The organism is Kribbella sp. NPDC050241 (assembly GCF_044459685.1).
Lineage (GTDB): Bacteria > Actinomycetota > Actinomycetes > Propionibacteriales > Kribbellaceae > Kribbella.
In genome coordinates this window covers 272,433-292,576 of sequence record NZ_JBITJE010000009.1, presented here as the reverse complement: position 1 = coordinate 292,576, position 20,144 = coordinate 272,433, and the positions used below count along the sequence as shown (strand labels likewise).

24 protein-coding genes are annotated in these 20,144 nt (G+C 69.3%); 12 read left to right on the top strand and 12 right to left on the bottom strand.

Translation table 11 applies throughout. The annotated features are described in order from the left end of the window. Positions 1-15: 15 nt before the first annotated feature. Both ACIBG5_RS34175 and ACIBG5_RS34170 read left to right on the top strand, forming a co-directional pair. Positions 16-942 (top strand): Ku protein, encoded by a 927-nt coding sequence (locus ACIBG5_RS34175; RefSeq protein ID WP_396395651.1) that lies wholly within the window; start codon positions 16-18, stop codon positions 940-942. Then, positions 939-1,442 (top strand): VOC family protein, encoded by a 504-nt coding sequence (locus ACIBG5_RS34170; RefSeq protein ID WP_396395650.1) that lies wholly within the window; start codon positions 939-941, stop codon positions 1,440-1,442. Before ACIBG5_RS34175 ends, ACIBG5_RS34170 begins: the two co-directional genes overlap by 4 nt. Before the next feature lie 217 nt (positions 1,443-1,659). On the opposite strand, the gene ACIBG5_RS34165 is transcribed toward ACIBG5_RS34170, so the two are convergent. After that, positions 1,660-2,049, bottom strand: a complete 390-nt coding sequence (locus tag ACIBG5_RS34165) for a nuclear transport factor 2 family protein (protein ID WP_396395649.1) — start codon at positions 2,047-2,049, stop codon at positions 1,660-1,662. A 58-nt stretch (positions 2,050-2,107) separates the two neighbouring features. Here ACIBG5_RS34165 and ACIBG5_RS34160 point away from each other — a divergent pair, with 58 nt between their 5' ends. Together ACIBG5_RS34160 and pruA are read left to right on the top strand one after the other, a co-directional pair. Further along, the gene (locus ACIBG5_RS34160) at positions 2,108-2,641 is read left to right on the top strand and encodes a TetR/AcrR family transcriptional regulator (RefSeq protein WP_396395648.1); all 534 of its coding nucleotides are present in this window, start codon (positions 2,108-2,110) and stop codon (positions 2,639-2,641) included. Between the two features lie 137 nt (positions 2,642-2,778). Beyond that, positions 2,779-4,407 (top strand): L-glutamate gamma-semialdehyde dehydrogenase, encoded by a 1,629-nt coding sequence (pruA, locus tag ACIBG5_RS34155; RefSeq protein ID WP_396395647.1) that lies wholly within the window; start codon positions 2,779-2,781, stop codon positions 4,405-4,407. 29 nt (positions 4,408-4,436) lie between these two features. Here the strand turns inward: pruA and ACIBG5_RS34150 are convergent, their stop codons facing one another. Then, positions 4,437-5,081: a TetR/AcrR family transcriptional regulator gene (locus ACIBG5_RS34150; RefSeq protein WP_360445496.1), complete on the bottom strand. Its 645-nt coding sequence runs from the start codon at positions 5,079-5,081 to the stop codon at positions 4,437-4,439. Between the two features lie 140 nt (positions 5,082-5,221). On the opposite strand from ACIBG5_RS34150, the gene ACIBG5_RS34145 reads away from it, so the two are divergent. Beyond that, on the top strand, positions 5,222-6,085 hold the full coding sequence (locus tag ACIBG5_RS34145) for an esterase/lipase family protein (RefSeq protein WP_396395646.1): 864 nt from the start codon (positions 5,222-5,224) through the stop codon (positions 6,083-6,085). Between the two features lie 7 nt (positions 6,086-6,092). On the opposite strand, the gene ACIBG5_RS34140 is transcribed toward ACIBG5_RS34145, so the two are convergent. Both ACIBG5_RS34140 and ACIBG5_RS34135 read right to left on the bottom strand, forming a co-directional pair. After that, complete coding sequence (locus ACIBG5_RS34140; RefSeq protein WP_360445492.1) at positions 6,093-6,302, bottom strand: hypothetical protein; 210 nt, start codon at positions 6,300-6,302, stop codon at positions 6,093-6,095. A gap of 906 nt (positions 6,303-7,208) precedes the next feature. After that, a complete protein-coding gene (locus ACIBG5_RS34135) occupies positions 7,209-7,706 on the bottom strand; it encodes a DUF2505 domain-containing protein (RefSeq protein WP_396395645.1) in 498 nt (165 codons plus the stop codon). 79 nt (positions 7,707-7,785) lie between these two features. Here ACIBG5_RS34135 and ACIBG5_RS34130 point away from each other — a divergent pair, with 79 nt between their 5' ends. Beyond that, a complete protein-coding gene (locus tag ACIBG5_RS34130) occupies positions 7,786-8,598 on the top strand; it encodes an alpha/beta fold hydrolase (protein WP_396395644.1) in 813 nt (270 codons plus the stop codon). A gap of 125 nt (positions 8,599-8,723) precedes the next feature. Here ACIBG5_RS34130 and ACIBG5_RS34125 read toward each other — a convergent pair whose 3' ends face one another. Continuing rightward, the gene (locus ACIBG5_RS34125; RefSeq protein ID WP_396395643.1) at positions 8,724-8,951 is read right to left on the bottom strand and encodes a hypothetical protein; all 228 of its coding nucleotides are present in this window, start codon (positions 8,949-8,951) and stop codon (positions 8,724-8,726) included. A 173-nt stretch (positions 8,952-9,124) separates the two neighbouring features. Continuing rightward, a complete protein-coding gene (locus ACIBG5_RS34120; RefSeq protein WP_396395642.1) occupies positions 9,125-9,586 on the bottom strand; it encodes a hypothetical protein in 462 nt (153 codons plus the stop codon). Between the two features lie 80 nt (positions 9,587-9,666). On the opposite strand from ACIBG5_RS34120, the gene ACIBG5_RS34115 reads away from it, so the two are divergent. Genes ACIBG5_RS34115 through ACIBG5_RS34100 form a run of 4 tightly spaced genes read left to right on the top strand, consistent with a single transcriptional unit; the run spans position 9,667 to position 13,163 of the window. Further along, the gene (locus ACIBG5_RS34115; RefSeq protein WP_396395641.1) at positions 9,667-10,488 is read left to right on the top strand and encodes a tryptophan 2,3-dioxygenase; all 822 of its coding nucleotides are present in this window, start codon (positions 9,667-9,669) and stop codon (positions 10,486-10,488) included. Between the two features lie 48 nt (positions 10,489-10,536). After that, on the top strand, positions 10,537-11,157 hold the full coding sequence (locus ACIBG5_RS34110) for a hypothetical protein (protein WP_396395640.1): 621 nt from the start codon (positions 10,537-10,539) through the stop codon (positions 11,155-11,157). An 18-nt stretch (positions 11,158-11,175) separates the two neighbouring features. Further along, a complete protein-coding gene (locus tag ACIBG5_RS34105; protein WP_396395639.1) occupies positions 11,176-11,859 on the top strand; it encodes a response regulator transcription factor in 684 nt (227 codons plus the stop codon). A 2-nt stretch (positions 11,860-11,861) separates the two neighbouring features. Beyond that, positions 11,862-13,163 (top strand): sensor histidine kinase, encoded by a 1,302-nt coding sequence (locus ACIBG5_RS34100; RefSeq protein WP_396395638.1) that lies wholly within the window; start codon positions 11,862-11,864, stop codon positions 13,161-13,163. Positions 13,164-13,192: 29 nt separating this feature from the next. Here ACIBG5_RS34100 and ACIBG5_RS34095 read toward each other — a convergent pair whose 3' ends face one another. The 4 genes from ACIBG5_RS34095 to ACIBG5_RS34080 all read right to left on the bottom strand — a co-directional run bounded on the left by ACIBG5_RS34095 (position 13,193) and on the right by ACIBG5_RS34080 (position 16,408). Next, the gene (locus ACIBG5_RS34095) at positions 13,193-13,642 is read right to left on the bottom strand and encodes a hypothetical protein (RefSeq protein WP_396395637.1); all 450 of its coding nucleotides are present in this window, start codon (positions 13,640-13,642) and stop codon (positions 13,193-13,195) included. Positions 13,643-13,773: 131 nt separating this feature from the next. Next, positions 13,774-14,355 carry a GerMN domain-containing protein gene (locus ACIBG5_RS34090; RefSeq protein WP_396395636.1) on the bottom strand — a complete coding sequence of 194 codons (582 nt, stop codon included), beginning with the start codon at positions 14,353-14,355 and terminating at the stop codon, positions 13,774-13,776. Continuing rightward, on the bottom strand, positions 14,352-15,716 hold the full coding sequence (locus ACIBG5_RS34085) for an ATP-binding protein (protein ID WP_396395635.1): 1,365 nt from the start codon (positions 15,714-15,716) through the stop codon (positions 14,352-14,354). Before ACIBG5_RS34085 ends, ACIBG5_RS34090 begins: the two co-directional genes overlap by 4 nt. Further along, a complete protein-coding gene (locus ACIBG5_RS34080) occupies positions 15,713-16,408 on the bottom strand; it encodes a response regulator (protein ID WP_393388742.1) in 696 nt (231 codons plus the stop codon). The genes ACIBG5_RS34085 and ACIBG5_RS34080 overlap by 4 nt, the downstream gene beginning before the upstream one ends. 148 nt (positions 16,409-16,556) lie before the next feature. Here ACIBG5_RS34080 and ACIBG5_RS34075 point away from each other — a divergent pair, with 148 nt between their 5' ends. After that, positions 16,557-16,868, top strand: a complete 312-nt coding sequence (locus ACIBG5_RS34075) for an STAS domain-containing protein (RefSeq protein WP_360445470.1) — start codon at positions 16,557-16,559, stop codon at positions 16,866-16,868. Between the two features lie 64 nt (positions 16,869-16,932). Here ACIBG5_RS34075 and ACIBG5_RS34070 read toward each other — a convergent pair whose 3' ends face one another. Then, complete coding sequence (locus ACIBG5_RS34070) at positions 16,933-17,742, bottom strand: phytanoyl-CoA dioxygenase family protein (protein WP_396395634.1); 810 nt, start codon at positions 17,740-17,742, stop codon at positions 16,933-16,935. Positions 17,743-17,885: 143 nt separating this feature from the next. Between ACIBG5_RS34070 and ACIBG5_RS34065 the strand changes: the two genes are divergently transcribed. Then, positions 17,886-18,743, top strand: coding sequence for an AraC family transcriptional regulator (locus ACIBG5_RS34065; protein WP_396395633.1), 858 nt, complete (start codon positions 17,886-17,888; stop codon positions 18,741-18,743). Here ACIBG5_RS34065 and ACIBG5_RS34060 read toward each other — a convergent pair. Beyond that, a complete protein-coding gene (locus ACIBG5_RS34060) occupies positions 18,715-20,070 on the bottom strand; it encodes an MFS transporter (protein ID WP_396395632.1) in 1,356 nt (451 codons plus the stop codon). The two genes, ACIBG5_RS34065 and ACIBG5_RS34060, sit on opposite strands and share 29 nt — an antisense overlap. Between the last annotated feature and the right edge of the window lie 74 nt (positions 20,071-20,144).

The following is a 20,144-nucleotide window of genomic DNA, read 5'->3' as shown; positions in this document are numbered from 1 at the left end:
AGGGAGCTGATGGCGATGCAGGCGATCTGGAAGGGTGCCATCTCGTTCGGGATGGTGACGATCCCCATCAAGGTGTTCTCCGCGACCGAGGAGAAGGACATCTCGTTCCGCCAGGTGCACGTCGCCGACGGGGGCCGGATCAAGTACAAGCGGGTCTGTTCGATCGACGGCGAGGAAGTGCCGTACTCCGACATCGGCAAGGGCTACGAGATGGCCGACGGCCGGATGGTGGTGCTCGAGCCGGACGACTTCGCCGACCTGCCGCTGTCCAGCAAGAAGGTCATCGACGTCCTCGAGTTCGTGCCCTCGGACCAGGTCGACCCGCTGTACCTGGGCAAGTCCTACTACCTGCAGGCCGACGGCGGGCCGGGCGCCAAGCCGTACGTGCTGCTCCGGGACGCGCTCGACGGCTCCGAGCTCTACGCGCTGGTCAAGGTGGCGCTGCGGTCGCGGGAGAGCCTGGGCCTGCTGCGGACGGTCGACGACATCATGGTGCTGCAGGTGATGCTGTGGCCGGACGAGGTCCGCGACGCGTCGTTCGCGGCTCCGCCCGAGGACGTGGAGATCCGCTCCCAGGAGAAGGCGATGGCGTCGTCGTACATCGACACGCTGCGAGGCGAGTTCGACCCGGACCAGTACCACGACGAGTACCGGTCGGCGCTGGAGAAGGTGGTCGAGGCGAAGGCGGCGGGCGTGCCGCTGCCGGAGACCGAGGAAGAGGAGACCGAGGGCGCCGAGGTCGTCGACCTGGTCGCCGCCCTGCGTGCCTCCGTCGAGGCCGCCAAGGCTCGCCGCGCGGGCGGATCCGGGGACGCCGAGCCGGCCACGAACGCTCCGGCGAAGAAGGCGGCCGCGAAGAAGGCACCGGCCAAGAAGGCAGCAGCGGCCAAGAAGGCGCCGGCGAAGAAGGCTGCCAAGAAGACCGCGAAGAAGTCCGCATGACGGAGCAGCCCGGGATCCCGGACCCGCCGACCGGGGTCCCGGCGCCGCCACCGACGCAGACCGAGATCCCGAAGGACGCCTCGGAGATCCCGGACGATCCCAATGCGCCGCTGGTGAAGCCAGGCGCGTTCCTGCTGGAACTCATCCCAGTGCCGGTGACCGACATCGACCGGGCGAAGCGGTTCTACTCCGAGCAAGCTGGGTTCCACGTCGACGTCGACGTGTCACCCGTGGACGGCGTACGCGTCGTGCAGTTGACCCCGCCTGGGTCCTTCTGCTCGATCACCCTCCTGCAGGGGCTGCCGATGATGGACATGGAGCCGGGCAGCCTGCGTGGCCTTCACCTGGTCGTGAAGGACATCGAGGCCGCTCGCCAGGAACTGATCGGCCGCGGCGTCGAAGTCGGCGAGACCGAAGATCTCGGCGGCGTCTTCTACGCGTGGTTCCAGGATCCCGACGGCAACACCTGGACCCTCCAGCACATGCCCTGGCGGCCCTAACCCCGCTCGCAACCCGGCCATCACCAGCCGCCCGGCCGGCTGCTCGATCGGCACCCCTCCCGCGACCCACTGCAGGTACCGCGTCCCAACGCCGTCCGGCAGACGTCGAGAGACTCGCGCAGTCCAGGAATCCCCATGACCGTCACGTCGTACAGGCGCGGGTAGGTCTCCTGAGCCTCAGCACTCACGAAAGGCCGACACCAGTCACATCCGCGAATTACCGTCCCAGCGGACGGCGGCGGGGAATCACCTGCCGGTGGCTGATGCGCCAGCCGGCCGGGGTGCGGACCACGACGTCCTTGTACGTGAGGCTCGCGCAGCTGCCGTCGGCCATGATCCCAATGGCCTTCGAGAGGCCCGCGACCTCATCCTGGCCCACCTCGGTCAGCACGATGTTGGTGATGTGGTGGCCGACCGGGTTGCCGTCGCCGAGAGTCAGCCCGGCCTCCCACAGTGCCGTGGTCCCGACGATCACGCCGCCGCCGAGGTCCGAAACGTCGTACCTGACGTCCGGGGTGAACAGCCGGTCCGGCGGCTCGCCCGCGTCGACCAGGTGGCCGTGCATCGAGATCAGGTCGGTGATCGCGATCCGGTCGTCGAGATCCATGCGGTGCTCCTAACTGGGGAGATCCCCGGTTCTGGTTCGTCGGCTAGTCTAACCAGGGATGTCCCCACTTAAGCCATTGCGTGCCGATGCCCAGCGGAACCGTGACCAGCTCGTCGCGGTCGCGCAGGCCGTCTTCGGCGAGCTCGGCACCCAGGCGCCCCTCGACGAGATCGCTCGGCGGGCCCGAATCGGCAACGCGACGCTGTACCGCCACTTCCCGACCCGCGACGATCTGATCGTCGCCGTGTACGCCGAGGAGGTCGCAGAATTGTGTGCGGTCGACGACGGCGTCGACCTGTTCGACTGGCTGGAGCGGTTCGTCCGGCACGTGGCCGAGAAGGGGGATCTGGCGCGCAGCCTGGAGCCGTCGGCGCGGCGGTCGGAGCTCCACGACGGGTGGCATGCGGCCATGGTCGAGACGGTTGGGCGACTGGTCGCGCGAGCGCAGCGAGACGGTCGCCTGCGGGCCGACGTGGACCCGGTCGACCTGCTGGTCATGGCGGCCGGAATGGCGACGGCGGAGCCTGCTCGAGTGAAACGTATGCTACAAATGTTGAGGCGCGGGGCGGGTGCTTCCTCACCTGACCAGTAGAGCTCCTGGTCGGGTCTGTGGTCAGGTTCGTTCCAGGTGGTCGGTCGTGGCACCATGCTCGTATCACCAGCGAGCGCGCCGCCCACCCGCACGGCGTACCCGCACGATCCACACCACCAGATCGAGGAGCCCGCAGTATGGATGCCGTCACCGTCGTTCCGACGCCCGCCAACGAGACAGTGAAGGGGTATGCCCCCGGATCGGCCGAGCGCGCGAGCCTGGAGGCGAAGCTCAAGGAGTTCACCTCGGCGGGCGCGATCGACCTGACCTGCACCATCGGCGGTGAGCAGCGGCTCGGTGGCGGTACGTCGATCCAGGTGGTCCAGCCGCACAAGCACGCGCACGTGCTCGGCACTCTCGGCAACGCGACCGAAGCCGATGGCCGATCGGCTGTGGTGGCGGCGCTCGCGGCTGCCCCGTCGTGGCGGTCGCTGTCCTTCGACGACCGCGCCGCGATCTTCCTGAAGGCAGCCGATCTGCTCTCCGGCCCATGGCGCGACACCCTGAACGCGGCCACCATGCTCGGCCAGTCGAAGACGGTGCAGCAGGCCGAGATCGACGCCGCCTGTGAGCTGATCGACTTCCTCCGCTTCAATGTCGCGTTCGCGCGGCAGATCGTCAGCGACCAGCCGATCTCGTCGCCGGGGGTGTGGAACCGGGTCGACTACCGGCCGCTGGAGGGCTTCGTCTACGCGATCACGCCGTTCAACTTCACTGCGATCGCCGGCAACCTGCCGACCGCGCCCGCGCTGATGGGCAACACCGTGGTCTGGAAGCCGTCGCCGACGCAGCAGTTCGCAGCGCACTGGACGATGCGGCTGCTGGAGGCCGCGGGGCTGCCGGCCGGGGTGATCAACCTGGTCACCGGTGACGGCCTCGAGGTGAGCAAGGCCGCGCTGACCCACCCGGACCTGGCCGGTGTCCACTTCACCGGCTCGACCAAGACCTTCCAATCGCTGTGGGGCACGGTCGGCACGAACATCTCGTCGTACAAGACCTATCCGCGGCTGGTCGGCGAGACCGGTGGCAAGGACTTCATCCTTGCGCACCCGTCGGCGGACCCGGCGGTGCTCAAGACCGCGATGGTGCGCGGCGCGTTCGAGTACCAGGGCCAGAAGTGCTCGGCCGCCAGCCGCGCGTACGTCGCCCGCTCGGTGTGGGACCGGATCCGCGACGACCTGGTCGCCGAGACCGAGTCGCTGACCATGGGTGACGTCACCGACCTGTCGAACTTCATCGGCGCGGTGATCGACGACCGGGCCTTCGCCAAGCACAAGGCGGCGCTGGACCGGGCAGCGGCGACCGATTCGATCGAGGTCGTTGCCGGTGGCACCTATGACGACAGCGAGGGGTACTTCGTCCGGCCGACGCTTTTGGCGTCGGCCGACCCGACCGACGAGATCTTCACCACCGAGTACTTCGGCCCGATCCTCGGCGTGCATGTGTACGACGACGCCGACTACGACAGCGTGATGCGGGGGATGGAGCACTCGGCGCCGTACGGGCTGACCGGTGCCGTGATCGCGCAGGACCGGCACGCGGTCGCCGAGGCTGCGGAGTACCTGCGGTTCGCGGCCGGCAACTTCTACGTGAACGACAAGCCGACCGGTGCGGTGGTCGGGCAGCAGCCGTTCGGTGGTGCGCGCGCGTCCGGGACGAACGACAAGGCCGGCTCGATGTGGAACCTGATCCGCTGGGCCAGCCCGCGGTCGATGAAGGAGACCTTCGCGCCGCCGACGGACTACCGGTACCCCCACCAGGGCTGAGGGAAGGTAGTGGTGGGGCCGCGCCAGGGCTAAGTCACCAGGCCCCGCCGGACGGTGATGTAGAAGGTGGTCAGGTCGTCGATCAGGGTCTCGATCTGGCGCTGGTTCCTGAGGTTCGCGTCCACCAGCCAGTCCGAGATCAGGTCGAACAGGCCGCCGACGAGGCCGATCGCAACGCTGTGACGAACCGCCCGCTGGTCGGAGGCATCCCGGCCGGTGGGCGGTCCGTCGTACCGGTCCCAGAGCTGCTCGAGGAAGCCGGCCGCCCAGCGCCGGTTCGCCCGCCGCTGCCGCTCGACCAGCTCGGAGATCCCGGACGCCATCCCGAAGGTGACCTTGGTGACGCGCGGGTCGTCGACGAGCTCGTGCACGAAGGTCGCGAGCAGCCGCGGCGCCTCCTGCCGCTCGTTGCCGGCTGCCTGTGCGGCGACGCCGACCATCCGCTCCTCGAGCCGTTCCGAGGTCCGCCGCAGTAAGGCGACGTAGCACTCCTCCCGGCTGGAGAACAGCTCGTAGAAGCTCTTCGTCCCGATGTACGCCGTACTGCAGATCTGCTCGATGGACGTGCCGAGATAGCCGTTGGCGGCGAACAGATTGAGCGCCGCATCCAGCAGCTGCTCACGTCGTTCGGCCCGCCGTTGCCCGGCGTCCAGTCCCCGTATGGTGCGACTCATGCGCTGGACGTTACCCCTCGTACTCGACTCGTAACCGAGGGAACATGTTCCGAACACGAGCACTTGTTTGCAACCAAGGACCATGCTCTACTGCCCGTGATCCAACAACTACTGAACGATACAATCACGGGGAAAGCACCATGCCAAATCGTCTGCGTCGCGCCGCCGGCCTGATCGCCGCCGTCCTGCTCACCGCGTCCGCCGCCACCGCCACGACCGCGAACGCCGCGCCCTCATCCGGCTTCGACCACTGGTCCTGCAAGCCGTCTGCGGCTCATCCGAACCCGCTCGTCCTTCTGCACGGCCTCGGCGGCAACGGCCCCGGCAACTACTCGTTCCTCGGTCCGTTCCTCGCCGCGAAGGGGTACTGCGCGTTCACGCTCACCTACGGCCAGGCCACGCCCGCGATCCCGGTCGGTGGCACGGTCTCGATCGCGCAGTCGTCGGCCGAGATTCAGGCCTTCGTGCAGCAGGTCCGCCAGGCGACAGGCGCCGCGAAGGTCGACATCGTCGGGCATTCCGAGGGCGCCTTCCAGAGCATCTACGGCCCCAAGGTCCGCGGGTATGCAGGCCAGGTGGGCAAGGTGGTGGCGCTGGCTCCGCCGACACACGGTACGACATTCGGTGGTCTGGTCAGCGTGGGCGACTATTTGGGCCTCAGGCCGCTCGTCGACCAGGTGCTGCAGCAGTTCGGCTGCCCGGCCTGCGACGAACTCATCGTCGGTGGTACGGCGGTGGCGAAGCTGACCACGGGCCCGATCGCTCAGCCAGGTGTCAAGTACACGGTGATCGCGTCGCGGTTCGACGCGCTGGTGACGCCTCACGAGACGTCGTTCATCCGCGAGCCCGGGGTGACGAACAAGTACGTCCAGGACACCTGCCCGCTCGACCCGGTCGGGCATGTCGGCCTGGCCTTCGACCCGACGGTGGCCCAACTGGTCGCGAACGCGCTGGATCCCGCCCAGGCGTCCCGAGTGATCTGCGCGTTCGGCCCGCCGCTGTAACCACGGGTCAGGCGCTGCGGTGATACTCCTGCAACGGTGGATCAACGAGCAGCGCGGATCCGCATTTCACGCAGATCCACTCGTCGGGCTCCTCGACCAGGTGATCGGGTGCCTCGATCTGCTCGAACGGCATCACCGTGGCGCAGAAGACGCAGAACTGCGATTCCTCGCCCGGCTCCGTGCGCTGACCCTTCTGACGAAAGACTTGCTTCCGCATGACTGGCTCACCTCCGAAGAGCACCCCGCGCTCCTCAGACTGCCACCGCGCCCGACCCACCCCAGGTAGCGACACACACCCGAGCGAGCCCGGACACACCAACCGGGCTCCGGAGACAGCAACCGGGGCTCCAGACAGGAACCGGGGGCCGGGGACGGCAACCGGGGCTCCGGACAAGGAACCGGGGCCGGGGACGGCAACCGGGGCTCCGGACAAGGAACCGGGGCCGGGGACAGGAACCGGGGGCCGGGGACGGCAACCGGGGCTCCGGACAAGGAACCGGGGCCGGGGACAGGAACCGGGGGCCCGGGACGGCAACCGGGGCTGCGGACAGGAACCGGGGCTGCGGACAGGAACCGGGGCTGCGGACAGGAACCGGGGCTGCGGACTGGAACCGGGGGCCGGGGACAGGTCCTGTGCTGTCCGCAGCCCCCGGGAGGTGTTCCTGGTCCCGCGGTCTGGCGGTTAGTTGGTGCCGTTGTGCCACTCGCGGCCGGGGACAGGAACCCGGGGCCGGGGACAGCAACCGGGGGCCCGGGACGGCAACCGGGGGCCGAGGACGGCAACCGGGGGAGCGGACAGGAACTGGGGGCTGGGGACAGGTCTTGTGCTGTCCGGAGCCCCCGGGAGGTGTTCATGGTCCCGCGGTCTGGCGGTTAGTTGGTGCCGGTGTGCCACTCGCGGCCGGGGACAGGAACCGGGGGCAGGGGACAGCAACTGGGGGCCGGGGGCGGCAGCCGGGGGTGCGGACAGGAACCGGGGGCAGGGGACGGCAACTGGGGGCCCGGGACGGCAACTGGGGGTCGGGGACGGGAACCGGGGGTGCGGACGGGAACTGGGGGCTGGGGACAGGTCTTGTGCTGTCCGGAGCCTCCGGGAGGTGTTCCTGGTCCCGCGGGCTGGCGGTTAGTTGGTGCCGTTGTGCCAGTCGCGGCCGAGTTCGTGCTCCTTCTGCAGGCCGGAGCGGATCGCGTCCACCACGAACGGCTCCATCTTCTTGCCGATCAGCGGGACGGCGACCTTCACGTCCAGGTCGATCGCCTGCACGGCCTGAACGCCGCTGTCGGTGATGCTCGCGGTGCCCTTGAGCGTGACCGGGGTGTTGACGATCTCGCCGGAGACGTCGGCGTCGCGGGACCCGTCCGGCTTGGCCGCGTGCCAGGTCTCGGTCTGGACCAGGGTCAGCGTCTCACCGACGAACTTCTTGGCGAAGTCCGGGACGCCGTCCGACGGCATCTCCCGGCGGACCTTGACGACCGTGTCGCTCCCGGACTTGGTCACCTCGACGTTGTACGACAGCGCCTTGGTCTTCTCGCAGGCCTGCTCGCGGAAGGTGGCGTCCGTGACGATCGCGAACACTTCCTCGGGGGTGGCGTCGTACGACGCCGACAGCTTGAGCTCCATGCCGCACATCATGGCACCACCGATCGGTCACGGAACCCCTCCGCCGCCGTCGGGCACCGAGGATCGTTACCATCGCCCGATGGACAGCGGATATGTAGCTGTGCCCGGCGGGGCCCTCTATTTCGAACGCACCGGCCAGGGATCGCCCATCGTCTTCGTGCACGCGGGAATCGCGGACCTGACCATGTGGGAACAGCAGGTCGCCGAGTTCGCGAAGGACCACACCGTGGTCTGTTTCGACAGCCGGGGTTTCGGGCGATCGAGGACCGAGGCGGTAGAGTTCTCCCCGGTCGACGACCTGCGCGCTGTGCTCGACCACCTGGAGATCGGGCAGGCGGTGGTTGTCGGCTGTTCGCGCGGCGGTCAGCACAGCCTCGACTTCACGGTGGAGGAGCCGGATCGAGTCGCCGGCCTGGTCTGGGTGTGCGGTGGTGTCAGCGGCTCGTCGCACGAGGCGCCGCCGGCGCAGACCGCGGTCTTCGACCGCATCGAGGCGCTGTGGAAGGCGAAGGACTGGGACGCCCTGGTCGACCTGGAGACTCACGTCTGGACCGACGGCCCGTTGCAGCCCGAAGGGCGCGCACCGCGGGCGGTCCGCGAACACGTCCGACGGATGATCCATGAGATCGAGACGAGGACCGAAGAAGAGCCACAGGTCCTACCGCTGTCTCGGCCCGCCGCGGGCAGGCTCCAGGACATCGCCTGCCCGGTACTCGTCGTCATCGGTGCGCTCGACACCACTGGTACGCAGGCTTCCGCCGACTTGCTCACCGCCGGAGTCTCCGGTGTCGAGCGCGTGGACTTCCCCGACGCCGCGCATGTTCCCAACATGGAGCACCCTGAAAGGTTCAACACCGCCCTTCGCGATTTCCTCGCTCGCTACAGCCTCTGAGCGAGGCAAGGCGCTAGCGCGGGGTCAGCGTGAGGGTGACCGTACGGTTCTGAGCCGCATTCCGGAAGGGCGGCCTGCCCTGATCACCGGCCGGCCCTGATCACCGGCCGGCATGGCGAACGCGGTCAGGGGAGCCCGGATGCCGCACTGAGCTCCTGTGTGGCGGTGCGCGCGCGAAGGAGCGCCGTACGCGATCCGCCCGAGGTGCTGCTCCCCGGTACGACGACCGAGTAGCCGGTCACCATGATCGCGGCATCGAGCTCCGGCAGTCGCTTGCCCAGGGCAACCAGCGCGTCCTGCCGGTCGGGACCGAACTCGGTTCCGGCGGAGAACAGACCTTCGGCGAAGAGCACGCGCACCTGATGCCCGGCTCACCCACCTCCTTTCCACCACGGGAAGCCGGTCCGGATCGGAATCAGGACCGTCTGGACCCACCTTGGACCTCCGGTGGACGCACCCTGGACCGAACCTGCACCCGGACGAGCTGATCAGTGCCTGTTCGTTGCCTGGGACAACCCGATGGGCGTCAGGACAGCAGCAGGGACGCGAGGATGCCGAGGGTGAGGGGCAGCGTGACGGCGATCGCCAGCCGGCGGCCGCGACGGTTGCGCCGGCGGATCGTGGTGCGGTCGATCGTCGTCGCGCAGGGCTCGAAGCACAGCGAGTCGGCCGGTGCGAAGAGACCGCCGAGCCGATCGAGCATCGACTGAGCCGACGCCTGCCGGCCGGCTTCCTGGACGACGCGACGCCGGAGGAACTCCCGTGGGTCGCCGCTCGGGAGGTGCAGCCCGGGCGGCAGGGCGCGCTGTACGACGGCGTGGGCGGCGGCGGTCCGCCGTGACCTGCTGATCGAAGGCGGGAGGATCAGATAGGCCAGGTGGACCAGGGACGCGTAGTCCCCGAGCAGCAGCGCCTCGATCTGCGGTTCTTCCCGGGTCGGTCCCTGGATCGGTCCCGGGATCAGCGGCGTCTCGACCGTGGCGGACATGCAACTCCTCGTTTCGGCGTACCCACCTCCAACGAGCCAATCCCTGACCGGTCACGCACCGGTCAGCTACCCTCGGGCGCATGAGCAGTGGTGACGGGGTGGCGGGGCGGTGGGACGGCGTTGACGTGCATTTCGGCGAGGCGGGCGGACGGCTCACGTACGGGAGCTATCTGCGGCTGGGCGAGCTGCTCGATCAGCAGCGGCTGGAGTCGGATCCACCGGCGCACGACGAGTTGCTGTTCATCACCATCCACCAGGTCTACGAGTTGTGGTTCAAGCAGGTCCTGCACGAGCTGACCGCCTCCCGGGACGCGATGCTGTCCGGCGAACTGTGGCTGGCCGAGCACCTGCTCCGCCGCGTGCACACGATCGAGCGCACGCTCACCCAGCAGGTCGACATCCTCGAGACGATGACCCCGCAGGACTTCGGTGAGTTCCGGCACCGGTTGTCGCCGGCCAGCGGGTTCCAGTCGGTGCAGTTCCGCGAGATCGAGTTCTTGTCCGGGGCGAAGGATCCGTCGTTCGTCCGCCGGTTCCGCGGCCTGACCGAGGTGGAGAAGGAGCGCCTCGGCCGGCGGCTGGAGGAGCCGACCCTGTGGGACGCGTACCTCGTCGTCCTCGAGAAGGCCGGCTTCGGCACCGACACCGAGGACTCCGTCCGGGACGCGCTGCGCAAGGTTGCCGGTGACCGCAGCCACTACGCCGCGGTCTGGGAGCTCGCCGAGGTCCTGCTCCAGCACGACGAGTTGGCAGCCTCCTGGCGTGCCCGGCACGTGGTCATGGTCGAGCGCATGATCGGCACCAAACCAGGCACCGGCGGTTCCTCCGGCGCCGGCTACCTGCGCAGCCGGTTGGATCTTCGTTACTATCCGTTGCTTTGGGATCTGCGTACGACCCTTTAGTCTCACCGCGCACGGAGCCGATGAACGGCCCGATGAAGGGATGGCGCGGTGAAGGTCTACTCCGACGTGGGGACGCAGCGGTTTCGGCAGGTGCTCGGCGATCTGCTGCTGGTGGGCTGGGTCTGGTTGTGGGTCGAGGCCGGTCTGCTGGTGTTCCGGATCACGAACGCCCTCGGGGCGCCCGGACGGAAGGCGGCTGAGGCGGGCGACGGGCTCGCGGGGGACCTGCGCCGGTTGTCGGAGCCGATGGGCAAAGTGCCGGTGGTCGGCGACCAGTTGCGGTCGCCGGTGGACGGCGCCGCGGCGGCCGCGGGCAAGTTGGCCGAGGCCGGCCGGGACCAGGCGCACGCCGTGGAGCAGCTGGCGTACGTCCTGGCCGCCGTGACGATCGCGATGCCGGTGTTGCTGGCGTTGCTGATCTGGCTGCCGCCACGGATCCGGTTCTCCCGGCGGGCGACCGCGGCGCAGAAGTTCATCGACAGCGATGCGGACCTGCAGTTGTTCGCGCTGCGGGCGATGGCGAACCAGCCGATGCACAAGCTCGCGAAGATCTCCGACGATCCGGTCACGGCGTGGCGCGAAGGCGACACCACGGTGATCGGTCAGCTCGCCGGCCTCGAACTCCGCAGCACCGGCCTCCGAGCGCCGGCGCAGCTCCAGGTGGAGTGACGAAGCTAGGCTCAACGCATGGCGCGGGTGTTGCTGGTCGAGGACGATGACGCGATCCGGACGTCGCTGGGCAAGTCCCTGACGGCGGCCGGTCATGTCGTCACGGCCGTCGCAGCCGGCGCCGATGGCATCGCCGCGGTCGCCCGCGATCGGCCCGACGTACTGCTGCTGGATCTTGGCCTGCCGGACCTGGACGGCCGGGACGTGCTGGCCATGGTTCGCGCGGTGAGCGACGTACCGGTGATCGTGGCAACGGCCCGGGACGACGACGCGAGCGTGGTCAGGCTGCTCGACGCGGGTGCGGACGACTACGTGATCAAGCCGTTCAGTTCGGCGCAGATCGACGCGCGGATCCGGGCAGTACTGCGGCGGCTCGGCCAGGGCGAGCAAGGCGAGTCGACGGTCGAGCTGGGCGCGTTGCGGATCGATCCGCGGAGTCGCGAGGTCACGGTGGACGGTTCGCCGGTCGACCTGACACGCAAGGAGTTCGACCTGTTGCTGGCGCTGTCCCGCCGGCCAGGTGCCGTGGTGACCAAGCGCGAACTCCTGGCCGAGGTCTGGGGTCTGCCGTGGGGCGGTGGCGACCGCACGGTCGACGTTCACCTGTCCTGGTTGCGGCGCAAGCTCGGTGAGACGGCCGCGGAGCCGCGGTTCCTGCACAGCGTCCGTGGCGTCGGGATCAAGCTGGCGTCGGGGGGCTGACCATGCGCCGCCGGATCCTGTTCCTCTCGGTCGGCATGACCACGCTGGTCGTGCTGGCCTTCGCCGTACCGCTGGTGTTGTTGATGCGCAGTACGACGGCCAACGAGTCGAAGGAGCGAGCGCGGTACCGGGCCGAAGCGGTCGCGTACTACGTCGGCGACAGGGACAACAGCGCCGACGACATCACGGCGTACATCCAAGGGCTCAGCAAGGACGAGCCGGGCACGATCTCGGTCCGCCTTCCCGACGGTACGACGCTGGGCGACCCGCCACCGGGTGGAGTGTCGGCCCCGAAGCCGCTGCCGGCCGACTACGACGACGACGACGATCGGAAGGGTCCGCCGCAGCTCGGTGACGTGGACTATCGCTCGATCGACGGCGGGATGGCGGTCGAGGTCGCCGTCGGCACCCCGCAGGGCCCGGCCTCGGTCTGCCTGTTCCTGACCGCCGACGAGTTGTACGACGGTCTCACCCCGCGCCTGCTGATCCTGATCGGCGGCAGCCTGGCCGTACTCCTGCTCAGCATTGTCGGCGCCGAACTCGTCTCCCGCCGGCTCGCCCGCCCACTCGAGGAGACGGCCAGTACGGCGGAACGCCTGGCGAAGGGCGACATCGACGCCCGCGCTCCGACGACGGGCCCGGCCGAGGTCGCCAAGGTAGGTGCCGCGCTCAACGGTCTGGCCGATCGCATCGACGAGGTGATCGCGGTCGAACGCGAGGCCGTCGCCGACCTGTCCCACCGGCTGCGTACGCCGCTGACCGCGCTCCGGCTCCAGGTCGAGGCCCTGCCGGACCGCGAGCGTGCCGAGGAACTGAACACCCAGGTGACCAGCCTGGAACGGACGTTGACCGCGGTGATCAGCGCGGCCCGGCGTCCGCAACGCGAAGGCCGGGTCCCGCACTGCGACGCGGTCGAGGTGACCCGCAACCGGGCCGCGTTCTGGGAACCACTGTTCGAGGACCAGGGCCGGGAGCTCGCCCTCGATCTTCCGGAGCCACCCGCCATGGTGCGCTCATCGGCCGAGGATCTCGGCGCCGCGCTCGACGCGTTGGTGGAGAACGTCGTCGCCCACACCCCGGACGGTACGCCGGCCAGGATCACGCTGACCCGGGAGCAGAACGTCGTACGGATCGCTGTCGCGGACAAGGGACCGGGCATCCCGCTCGGAGCCGGTGAGCGTGGCCGCAGCGACCGGGGTTCCACCGGGCTCGGGCTCGACATCGCCCGGCGGTACGCCGAAGCCACCGGCGGCCACCTCACCATTCACGCCAACGAGGTCGTCCTGACCCTCGCTGTCCCGTGATCAGAGCGGGTAGACGCCCGCTGACAGCCTCAGGACAACAAGAAGCGGGGTGGCGCGCCGTTCAGGGCGTTGTCGGAGGTGAGCCAGGCGGCGGTCTCGGCCGGGCGCCGGCGCGCGATCTCGGACAGCAGGAGGTCACGGGCCTGGGCGGCGGTCCCGGTGTAGCCGGACTGGCTTTCGCGGACCACTTCGGCGTCGGTCGCGACCCAGACGGCGTACAACTCGGCGTCCGACCACCTGGCCAGGTCGGCGTCGATGATCTGCTGCTCCGAGGGCGTGGTGGTCCGCCGGCGCGACCTGACCAGGCCGATCGCCAGGATCGCGGCCGCGATCGCGACGGACCCGAACACGATCAGCGCGACCGAGAGCGACGCTTTGACCAGGGCCAGCGCGATTCCGGCCACCGCGACCACGCCGATCGCGACCGACCAGGTCACCATCGGCGCGGCTGGTCCGGGCGCGGACGGACGCTCAGCCACGACGTTCTCTCCTCCTCGGGCACCGCTCACGGTCCTGTGTATCCCGCTCACGGGGCGTAGCGGGGACTCGGAGGACGAACGACACACGATCTCAAAGTTTCCTCAGCATGCTCGTCAAAACCTGGGCCCGCTCACTGCGACCGCAACGCCTCGTAGTCCTTGGCGGTGAGCGGCTTCGTCGTCAGCGAGCCGTCCGCCAGCAGCGCCTCCACCGGTACCCCGTTGTGCGAGAACGTCACCTCGTCGACGGCCGGCAAGGCGGTCACGGACAAGACGATCTGCCCGACGGCCAGGACGTTCTCGGCCGCGGACCGGCCGCCGGTCTCCCCGGACAGTTCGAGTACGACGCTCTTCGCCTGAACGTGGATCACGCTCAACGTCAGTCCCGGCTGCAGGGCGGATGTGAGGCCCCCGGCTCGCTCGGTCGCGCTCGGTCCGTCCTGCAGCCCCTGGAGTACGGCGTTCATCAACTCGGTCGACGTCGTGCTCGGCGCCTCCCGGTTCAGCGCGACCAGCCGGTCCCGACGGACGAAGTTCACCTGAACCGTCGCCTGTCCGGACGTCGCCGGGGCGGGTCCCGTCGTCGGCCTGCTGGCGCTGCGCAACCGGGAGGGGATCGCCCCGGGGTCGATCGGCGCCGGGTCCTCCTGGACCGGAACCCCACAGCCGACCAGTACCAGAGCCGCTGCGACGGCCACGGCGATCGCCCTCACGACCGCCCCTCCGGCAGCCGTACGACGAATCGCGCGCCGCCGGTCGGAGACGCCGAACACCAGACCGCACCACCATGGATCGCGACGGTCTCCGCGACGAGTGCCAGACCCAGACCTGTCCCCGACGACGATCCGCGTTTGGTCGCGCCGGTGGCGAACCGCTCGAACACGCGCTCCCGATCGTGCGGCGGGATCCCCGGCCCGCCGTCGTCGACCAGCACCAGGACGTCCTCGTCGACCCGGGCGACCTCAACGGCGGTCAGCCCACCGCCATGCGTCTCGGCGTTCTCGAACAGGTTGCGGAACAGCCTGCCCAAGCGAGGCTTGTCGGCCTTCACGACGACGTCCGTCCCGCCGCGCAGCAGGGTGGGTTCGCGGCCGACCTCGCCGAGGACCTGGCGGAGCAGTTCGCCCAGATCGACGGTCGTGCTGGGCCGCTGGTCGAGACCGCCGTCGGACCTGGCCAGCTCGAGCAGGTCGTCGAGCAGCCGCCGGAACCGTTGCAGGTCGGCGGTGACGAGGTCCAGTGCCCGCTGTGACCGCTCCGGCAGCTCGTCGCGTCGCGCGTTCAGGAGGTCGACGCTGCCGACGAGTGTGGTCAAGGGGGAGCGGAGTTCATGGCTGACGTCGGCGGCCAGCCGGGCGTCGCGGTTGATCCGCTGCTGCAACGTGTCGACCATGCTGTTGAAGGACCCGACGATCGTGGCGAGCTCCGGGTCCTCCGTCGCGGGCAGCCGGGTGTCGAGCTCGCCGCCGGCGATCGACGCGGCTGTCACGGCGACCCGGTTCAGCGGGGTGACGACGGATCGGCTCGCCCAGAGCCCCAGGCCGGCACCCGCGGCGGTCGCCAGCGCCGCGCCACCCATCAGGATCCCGCTGAGCAGCCGCAGGTTTCCGTCGAGCTCACTGAGAGGAGCGATCTCGTAGAACTGCCCGTTGACCGAGGGCAGCGGCACTCCGACCACCATGTACGCCTCGTCGTCCGACCGGAACCGCTGACTGGCCGGACGGCCGTTCGCGATCTCTTCCAGCACCCCACCCGGTACGGCGTCCCGTCCCTCGTCGAGCGCGGACGCGTACCACTGGTCCCGCCACCGCAGGATGATCGAGTGACCCGCCGGGGTCCCGGCCGCGGTCAGGACCGCGGAGACATCGGCGCCGGCACTCGACAGCCGGCGCTGGACGTACGCCGCATCCGCGAACGTCTGGTGCTGGACGACTTTCTCCCGCTGGGCGAGCAGGTAGCCGCGGGCGAGGAGATAGGTGCTGATGGCAAACACAGCGGAGACGAGCAGCGCCACCACGGCGAAGGCGAGCACCAGCCGGTGCCGCAGCCCCAGGGCGTGCACGCCGAATCTCATCGCGGATCCAGCCGGTAGCCCATTCCCCGGACCGTGGTCACGAGTTGAGGTCGTCCGGGATCACGCTCGACCTTGGTGCGCAATCGTCTGATGTGGACGTCGACGATGCGTTCGTCGCCGTAGTACCCGTGTTCCCAGACCGAGGCCAGCAGCGCCGACCGGCTGAGCACCCGGCCGGGTGGCGAGGCGAGCTCGACCAGCAGCCGGTACTCGGTGACGGTCAGCGGGACGTCCTGGCCGTCCAGCCGGACCGCGCCCCTGGACGTGGACAGCATCAGCCGCCGGCCCGGATCGGAGTCCAGCACGATGTCGGGCTCGGCCGCCTCCGCGCTGGTCCGCAGCCGCCGGCGCAGCGCCCGCAGCCGCGCGGTGATCTCTTTCACCTGGAACGGCTTGGTGACGTAGTCGTCCGCACCGGCCTCCAGTCCGGCCACGATGTCGTGGGTGTCGGACCGCGCGCTGACGATCACGATCGGGATGTCGCTGATCCGGCGGATCTCCCGGATGCACGTGTAGCCGTCGATCTCGCCGAGCATCAGGTCGACCATCATCAGGTCCGGCATCGCGGCCCGTGCCTGTTCCAGCGCCGTCGGCGTATCCGCTGCCTCGGCGACCTGGTAGCCCTCGTCCTCGAGGGCGAGCCGCAGTACGGCCCGAATGCGATCGTCGTCCTCCACGATCAACACCTGCATCGGCACCGGCACATCCTCGCAACTCCGACCGCGGTTGTGACGGGCTGGGCGCCGCATGTCATCCGATCGTAAACAAGGACCACCACCGATCTCAAAGTCCGAGGCGCAGGGTTGTACCAGTGCCACAACTGCATCGGAGGACCCGTCGATGACCGAGACGAGCCACGGTCCACTTCCCCAGAAGGCCATCGTCACGTTGTCCGACACCGACCTGAACGACGGCCTGACCGCACTGCGCTGGCGGCTGCGCGAGCTCGTGATGGAGGGCGTGTGCCTGGTGGTCGTCGACGTGTCCGACCTGGGCCAGATCTCGTCGACCCTGCTGGCCGAACTGCTCGACACGCACCGCACCTGCCGCCGTCGTGGCGGTGGGGTGGTCATCCGGCATGCCAGCCGGAAGATGACCGACGTACTGCGCCGTACCGGCCTCGACAAGGTCTTCGAAGTCGAGGCTGCGTGACGGCGAAGCGATATGACCATCGCCGAGTTCGCCGCTCACACTTGTTGCCGGCAGCAACCGGAGCTCAGTGGAGGACGGGGTTCAACGGGCCGTCGGCGACGGTGCCCGGTGCGCGGTTGCCGAGGAACGCGGCGAGATCGCCCTGCTGGAAGGGATTCGCCGGCGGCGCGATCTCGATCGCCGCGTCCATGTAGATCACGGTTATCACCCGGCGTGGCGTCGTACTGGAGTTGCCCGGGGCGCGGTGGATCGTCCAGCCCGAGTGGAAGCTGACATCCCCGATCGCGTACGGCGAATCGTCGACGCGGAACCCGGACTCGGTCACGAAGGTGTCCAGCTTGGCCTCGGACTCGTCGCTGATCTCGAGCTCACGGCCGTACCCCGACCGGTGGCTGCCGGCCGCGAACGTCAGCGGACCGAGCTCCGTCGGAGTGTCCTGCAGCGGAACCCAGGCGGTGACGGTGCGGTCCGTCGACAGCGGCCAGTAGTGCTGGTCCACGTGCCACGGCGTGAAGCCTCCGCCGGCCTCCTTGTAGAGCGCCTGGTCGTGGTACAGCCGCACCGACGGCACACCGAGAAGCTGAGCGGCGATCCCGGCGAGGCGGCGGGAGAAGACGAACTCGCGGACCGCGTCGCTGTGCCGCCACAGGTTCTCGACCTGGAGGAACGCGCGGCTGTAGGTGTTGCGTTCGGCCAGCGGCAGGTGCTGGGTGTTGATCCGGAGGACCTGCTCGGTGATCTCGGGCTCGTAGTGCGTCACGACGTCGGGGCTCAGTACGCCGCGCAGCTTCACGTAGCCGTCAGCGGCGTACTGGTCGACGGCGCCCGGACTGACGGCGTACGGCTGGTCGAGTTCGGTGGCGGTGGTGGTCATCGGGCCTCCCAATCGGCGAATGGTGACCAGTTTCTCCTCAGCGGCGATCGGGGTGCCACGCGTCCAGCGGCCAAAACCGGTACTCTGCTGACCAATTCGATAGGGCGGATGGCGGTCGGGCGTCGGCAGAGTACTGTTCTGGCATGCGGCCGACGTACGAGCACATCCCTGCCTCGCCGCATCAGTCGTGGCATCTCGGGCTGCGGGCGGAGCCACGGTTCGGGTTCGACTGGCACTACCACCCGGAGTACGAACTGACGCTGATCGTCGGTGGATCGGGCCGGCGCTACGTCGGTGATCGGGTCGCCGATTACGGTCCCGGGGATCTGGTCCTGCTGGGGGCTGAGACGCCGCACACCTGGGAGTCGGAGGCGGCTGGGTGGCATGAGGCCGTGACCGTGCAGTTCCTGTACGACGCCTTCGGCACCGGGTTCTTCGATCGGCCCGAGTTCCAGGGCGTACGGCGCCTGCTGGCCCGATCCGACTGTGGCTTACGCTTCGACGGCGCCGACGGTGTCCCGGAAGCCATGGTTGCCCTGAGCAACACCACCGACGCGGCGAGAGGGACACTCGCCGTCCTGGAGATCCTGGTGTCGCTGGCCGGTCAGCCGGCTGAGACCATCGCGACCCGTTCCCTCGTCACCGACGTCGACGCCGCCGCCCGAGATCGGATCGACCGCGTGATCGGCCTGGTACGTCGCGACTACGCCGAACGCCTCGCCATCGGTGCGGCCGCGGCGCTGGTCTCGATGTCACCGGACGCGTTCAGTCGCTTCTTCCGGCGGCACACCGGCCGGACGTTCACCGACTACGTCAACGACGTACGGCTGGCCGAGGCGTCCCGCCGGCTGATCGAGTCGGACACGCCGATCAGCGCGATCGCGACCGGCTGCGGCTATCCCAACCTCTCGCACTTCAACCGCCGCTTCCGCACGCAGAACGCGATGAGCCCGCGCGACTTCCGCAATCACTTCAGCTCCGCCGCAGTACGCCGAGGGTGAGGACGATCGTGGCGGCGGTGATGGCGGCGCCGGTCCAGGCCGCGGTGGCGTAGGCCGTCTCGGCGGGGAACCGGTCGGTGGTGTGTGCGGCGAGGACGATGCCGGTCAGCGCGCTGCCGATCGAGAAGCCGATGCTGCGGACGACCTGGTTGACGCTCATCGCGCTGGCGGTCTCGGACTTCGGCGTCACGGCCAGGATCACGGCCGGCATGGATGCGAAGAACGCGCCGACGCCGAGGCCGAGGACCGTCATCGCGACCACAGGTCCAGCGAGGTGGGAGCGGGTCAGCGCGAAGAGGACGAAGGCCACGAGCACCGTCGTGGCGCTCGCGGCGAGCCGGCTCCGCGGGCTGAGGCGCAGCCGCGGCAGGAACTTCCCGGCGGCGAAGCCGGCCACCGAGAAGGGGACCAGGATCAGACCGGCCTCGAAGGTGTTCAGGTCGAAGCCGTAGCCGGTCGCGGCGGGCGTCTGGACGTAGCGGGTGATCAGGCTGAGCAGGAGGTACATGCCGATACCGCCGGTGAAGATCACCAGGTTCGCGCCCGCGACGGCCGGATGCCGGAGGAGACGGATGTCCACCAGCGGATGCGCGACGCGGGTCTCGACGAAGGCCCACAGCACCAGGAGAAGCAGTGCGAGGGCCAGGATCGCCGCTGACCAGGTCGGGTGGTCTCGCCAGAGCTGTGTCTGACTGATGACGACGAGGAGAGCCAGTAGACCGACGGTCAGGAGAGCCGCTCCGGGAATGTCGACTCGGCGACCCGGCCGCGGCGGCGCCTGCGGAAGCACCACGAACGCGGCGACGAAGGCCAAGGCCGTGACCACCAGCCCGAGGCCGTACGCCGCGCGGATGCCGGCGGCATCGGTCAACGCTCCGGCCAGGGGATAGCCGACGCCGATGCCGGCGGTCGATGCCACCGACAACAAGGCGATCGTGCTCGCGGCCCGCCGTTCGCCGAGGTGATCGGTGGCGGTCGCCATCATCAAGGCGGTCAGACCGAGCCCGGTCCCTTGCGCCGCGCGCCCGATCAACAACACGGCGAACGGCAGCGGTACGACGGTCAGCGCGCTGCCAAGGACGACGATGCCCAGAGTGGTCAGGACGACGGTCCGGCGATGCGGTCCGGATCCGAGCCGGCCGAGGACCGGGGTGGCCACAGCACCCGACAGCAGCGGGATAGTCAACGTCCATTGGGATGCCGCCAGGGACACGTCGTACTGGTCGGCGACCGCGGTGATCAGCGGCGCGCCGAGGCTTCCGACCACGGCGACGACCAGGGCCACGAACACCACAGCGGGAACCAGGAACCGGGGCTCATCGTTCATGCTGCCCACTCCACACCCGATGCATTGCCCGCCGATATGAATTCCGTCACCGGCAGCGCGAGACGCACGCCTCA

Excerpts from the sequence above, each read along its gene's own strand:
- pruA (WP_396395647.1), top strand. The coding sequence starts at position 2,779 with ATGGATGCCGTCACCGTCGTTCCGACGCCCGCCAACGAGACAGTGAAG.
- ACIBG5_RS34085 (WP_396395635.1), bottom strand. The coding sequence starts at position 15,716 with ATGAGATTCGGCGTGCACGCCCTGGGGCTGCGGCACCGGCTGGTGCTC.
- ACIBG5_RS34145 (WP_396395646.1), top strand. The coding sequence starts at position 5,222 with ATGCCAAATCGTCTGCGTCGCGCCGCCGGCCTGATCGCCGCCGTCCTG.
- ACIBG5_RS34170 (WP_396395650.1), top strand. The coding sequence starts at position 939 with ATGACGGAGCAGCCCGGGATCCCGGACCCGCCGACCGGGGTCCCGGCG.
- ACIBG5_RS34140 (WP_360445492.1), bottom strand. The coding sequence starts at position 6,302 with ATGCGGAAGCAAGTCTTTCGTCAGAAGGGTCAGCGCACGGAGCCGGGC.
- ACIBG5_RS34100 (WP_396395638.1), top strand. The coding sequence starts at position 11,862 with ATGCGCCGCCGGATCCTGTTCCTCTCGGTCGGCATGACCACGCTGGTC.
- ACIBG5_RS34070 (WP_396395634.1), bottom strand. The coding sequence starts at position 17,742 with ATGACCACCACCGCCACCGAACTCGACCAGCCGTACGCCGTCAGTCCG.
- ACIBG5_RS34165 (WP_396395649.1), bottom strand. The coding sequence starts at position 2,049 with ATGGATCTCGACGACCGGATCGCGATCACCGACCTGATCTCGATGCAC.
- ACIBG5_RS34060 (WP_396395632.1), bottom strand. The coding sequence starts at position 20,070 with ATGAACGATGAGCCCCGGTTCCTGGTTCCCGCTGTGGTGTTCGTGGCC.
- ACIBG5_RS34075 (WP_360445470.1), top strand. The coding sequence starts at position 16,557 with ATGACCGAGACGAGCCACGGTCCACTTCCCCAGAAGGCCATCGTCACG.
- ACIBG5_RS34115 (WP_396395641.1), top strand. The coding sequence starts at position 9,667 with ATGAGCAGTGGTGACGGGGTGGCGGGGCGGTGGGACGGCGTTGACGTG.
- ACIBG5_RS34080 (WP_393388742.1), bottom strand. The coding sequence starts at position 16,408 with ATGCAGGTGTTGATCGTGGAGGACGACGATCGCATTCGGGCCGTACTG.
- ACIBG5_RS34175 (WP_396395651.1), top strand. The coding sequence starts at position 16 with ATGCAGGCGATCTGGAAGGGTGCCATCTCGTTCGGGATGGTGACGATC.
- ACIBG5_RS34150 (WP_360445496.1), bottom strand. The coding sequence starts at position 5,081 with ATGAGTCGCACCATACGGGGACTGGACGCCGGGCAACGGCGGGCCGAA.
- ACIBG5_RS34120 (WP_396395642.1), bottom strand. The coding sequence starts at position 9,586 with ATGTCCGCCACGGTCGAGACGCCGCTGATCCCGGGACCGATCCAGGGA.
- ACIBG5_RS34160 (WP_396395648.1), top strand. The coding sequence starts at position 2,108 with ATGTCCCCACTTAAGCCATTGCGTGCCGATGCCCAGCGGAACCGTGAC.
- ACIBG5_RS34105 (WP_396395639.1), top strand. The coding sequence starts at position 11,176 with ATGGCGCGGGTGTTGCTGGTCGAGGACGATGACGCGATCCGGACGTCG.
- ACIBG5_RS34130 (WP_396395644.1), top strand. The coding sequence starts at position 7,786 with ATGGACAGCGGATATGTAGCTGTGCCCGGCGGGGCCCTCTATTTCGAA.
- ACIBG5_RS34135 (WP_396395645.1), bottom strand. The coding sequence starts at position 7,706 with ATGGAGCTCAAGCTGTCGGCGTCGTACGACGCCACCCCCGAGGAAGTG.
- ACIBG5_RS34065 (WP_396395633.1), top strand. The coding sequence starts at position 17,886 with ATGCGGCCGACGTACGAGCACATCCCTGCCTCGCCGCATCAGTCGTGG.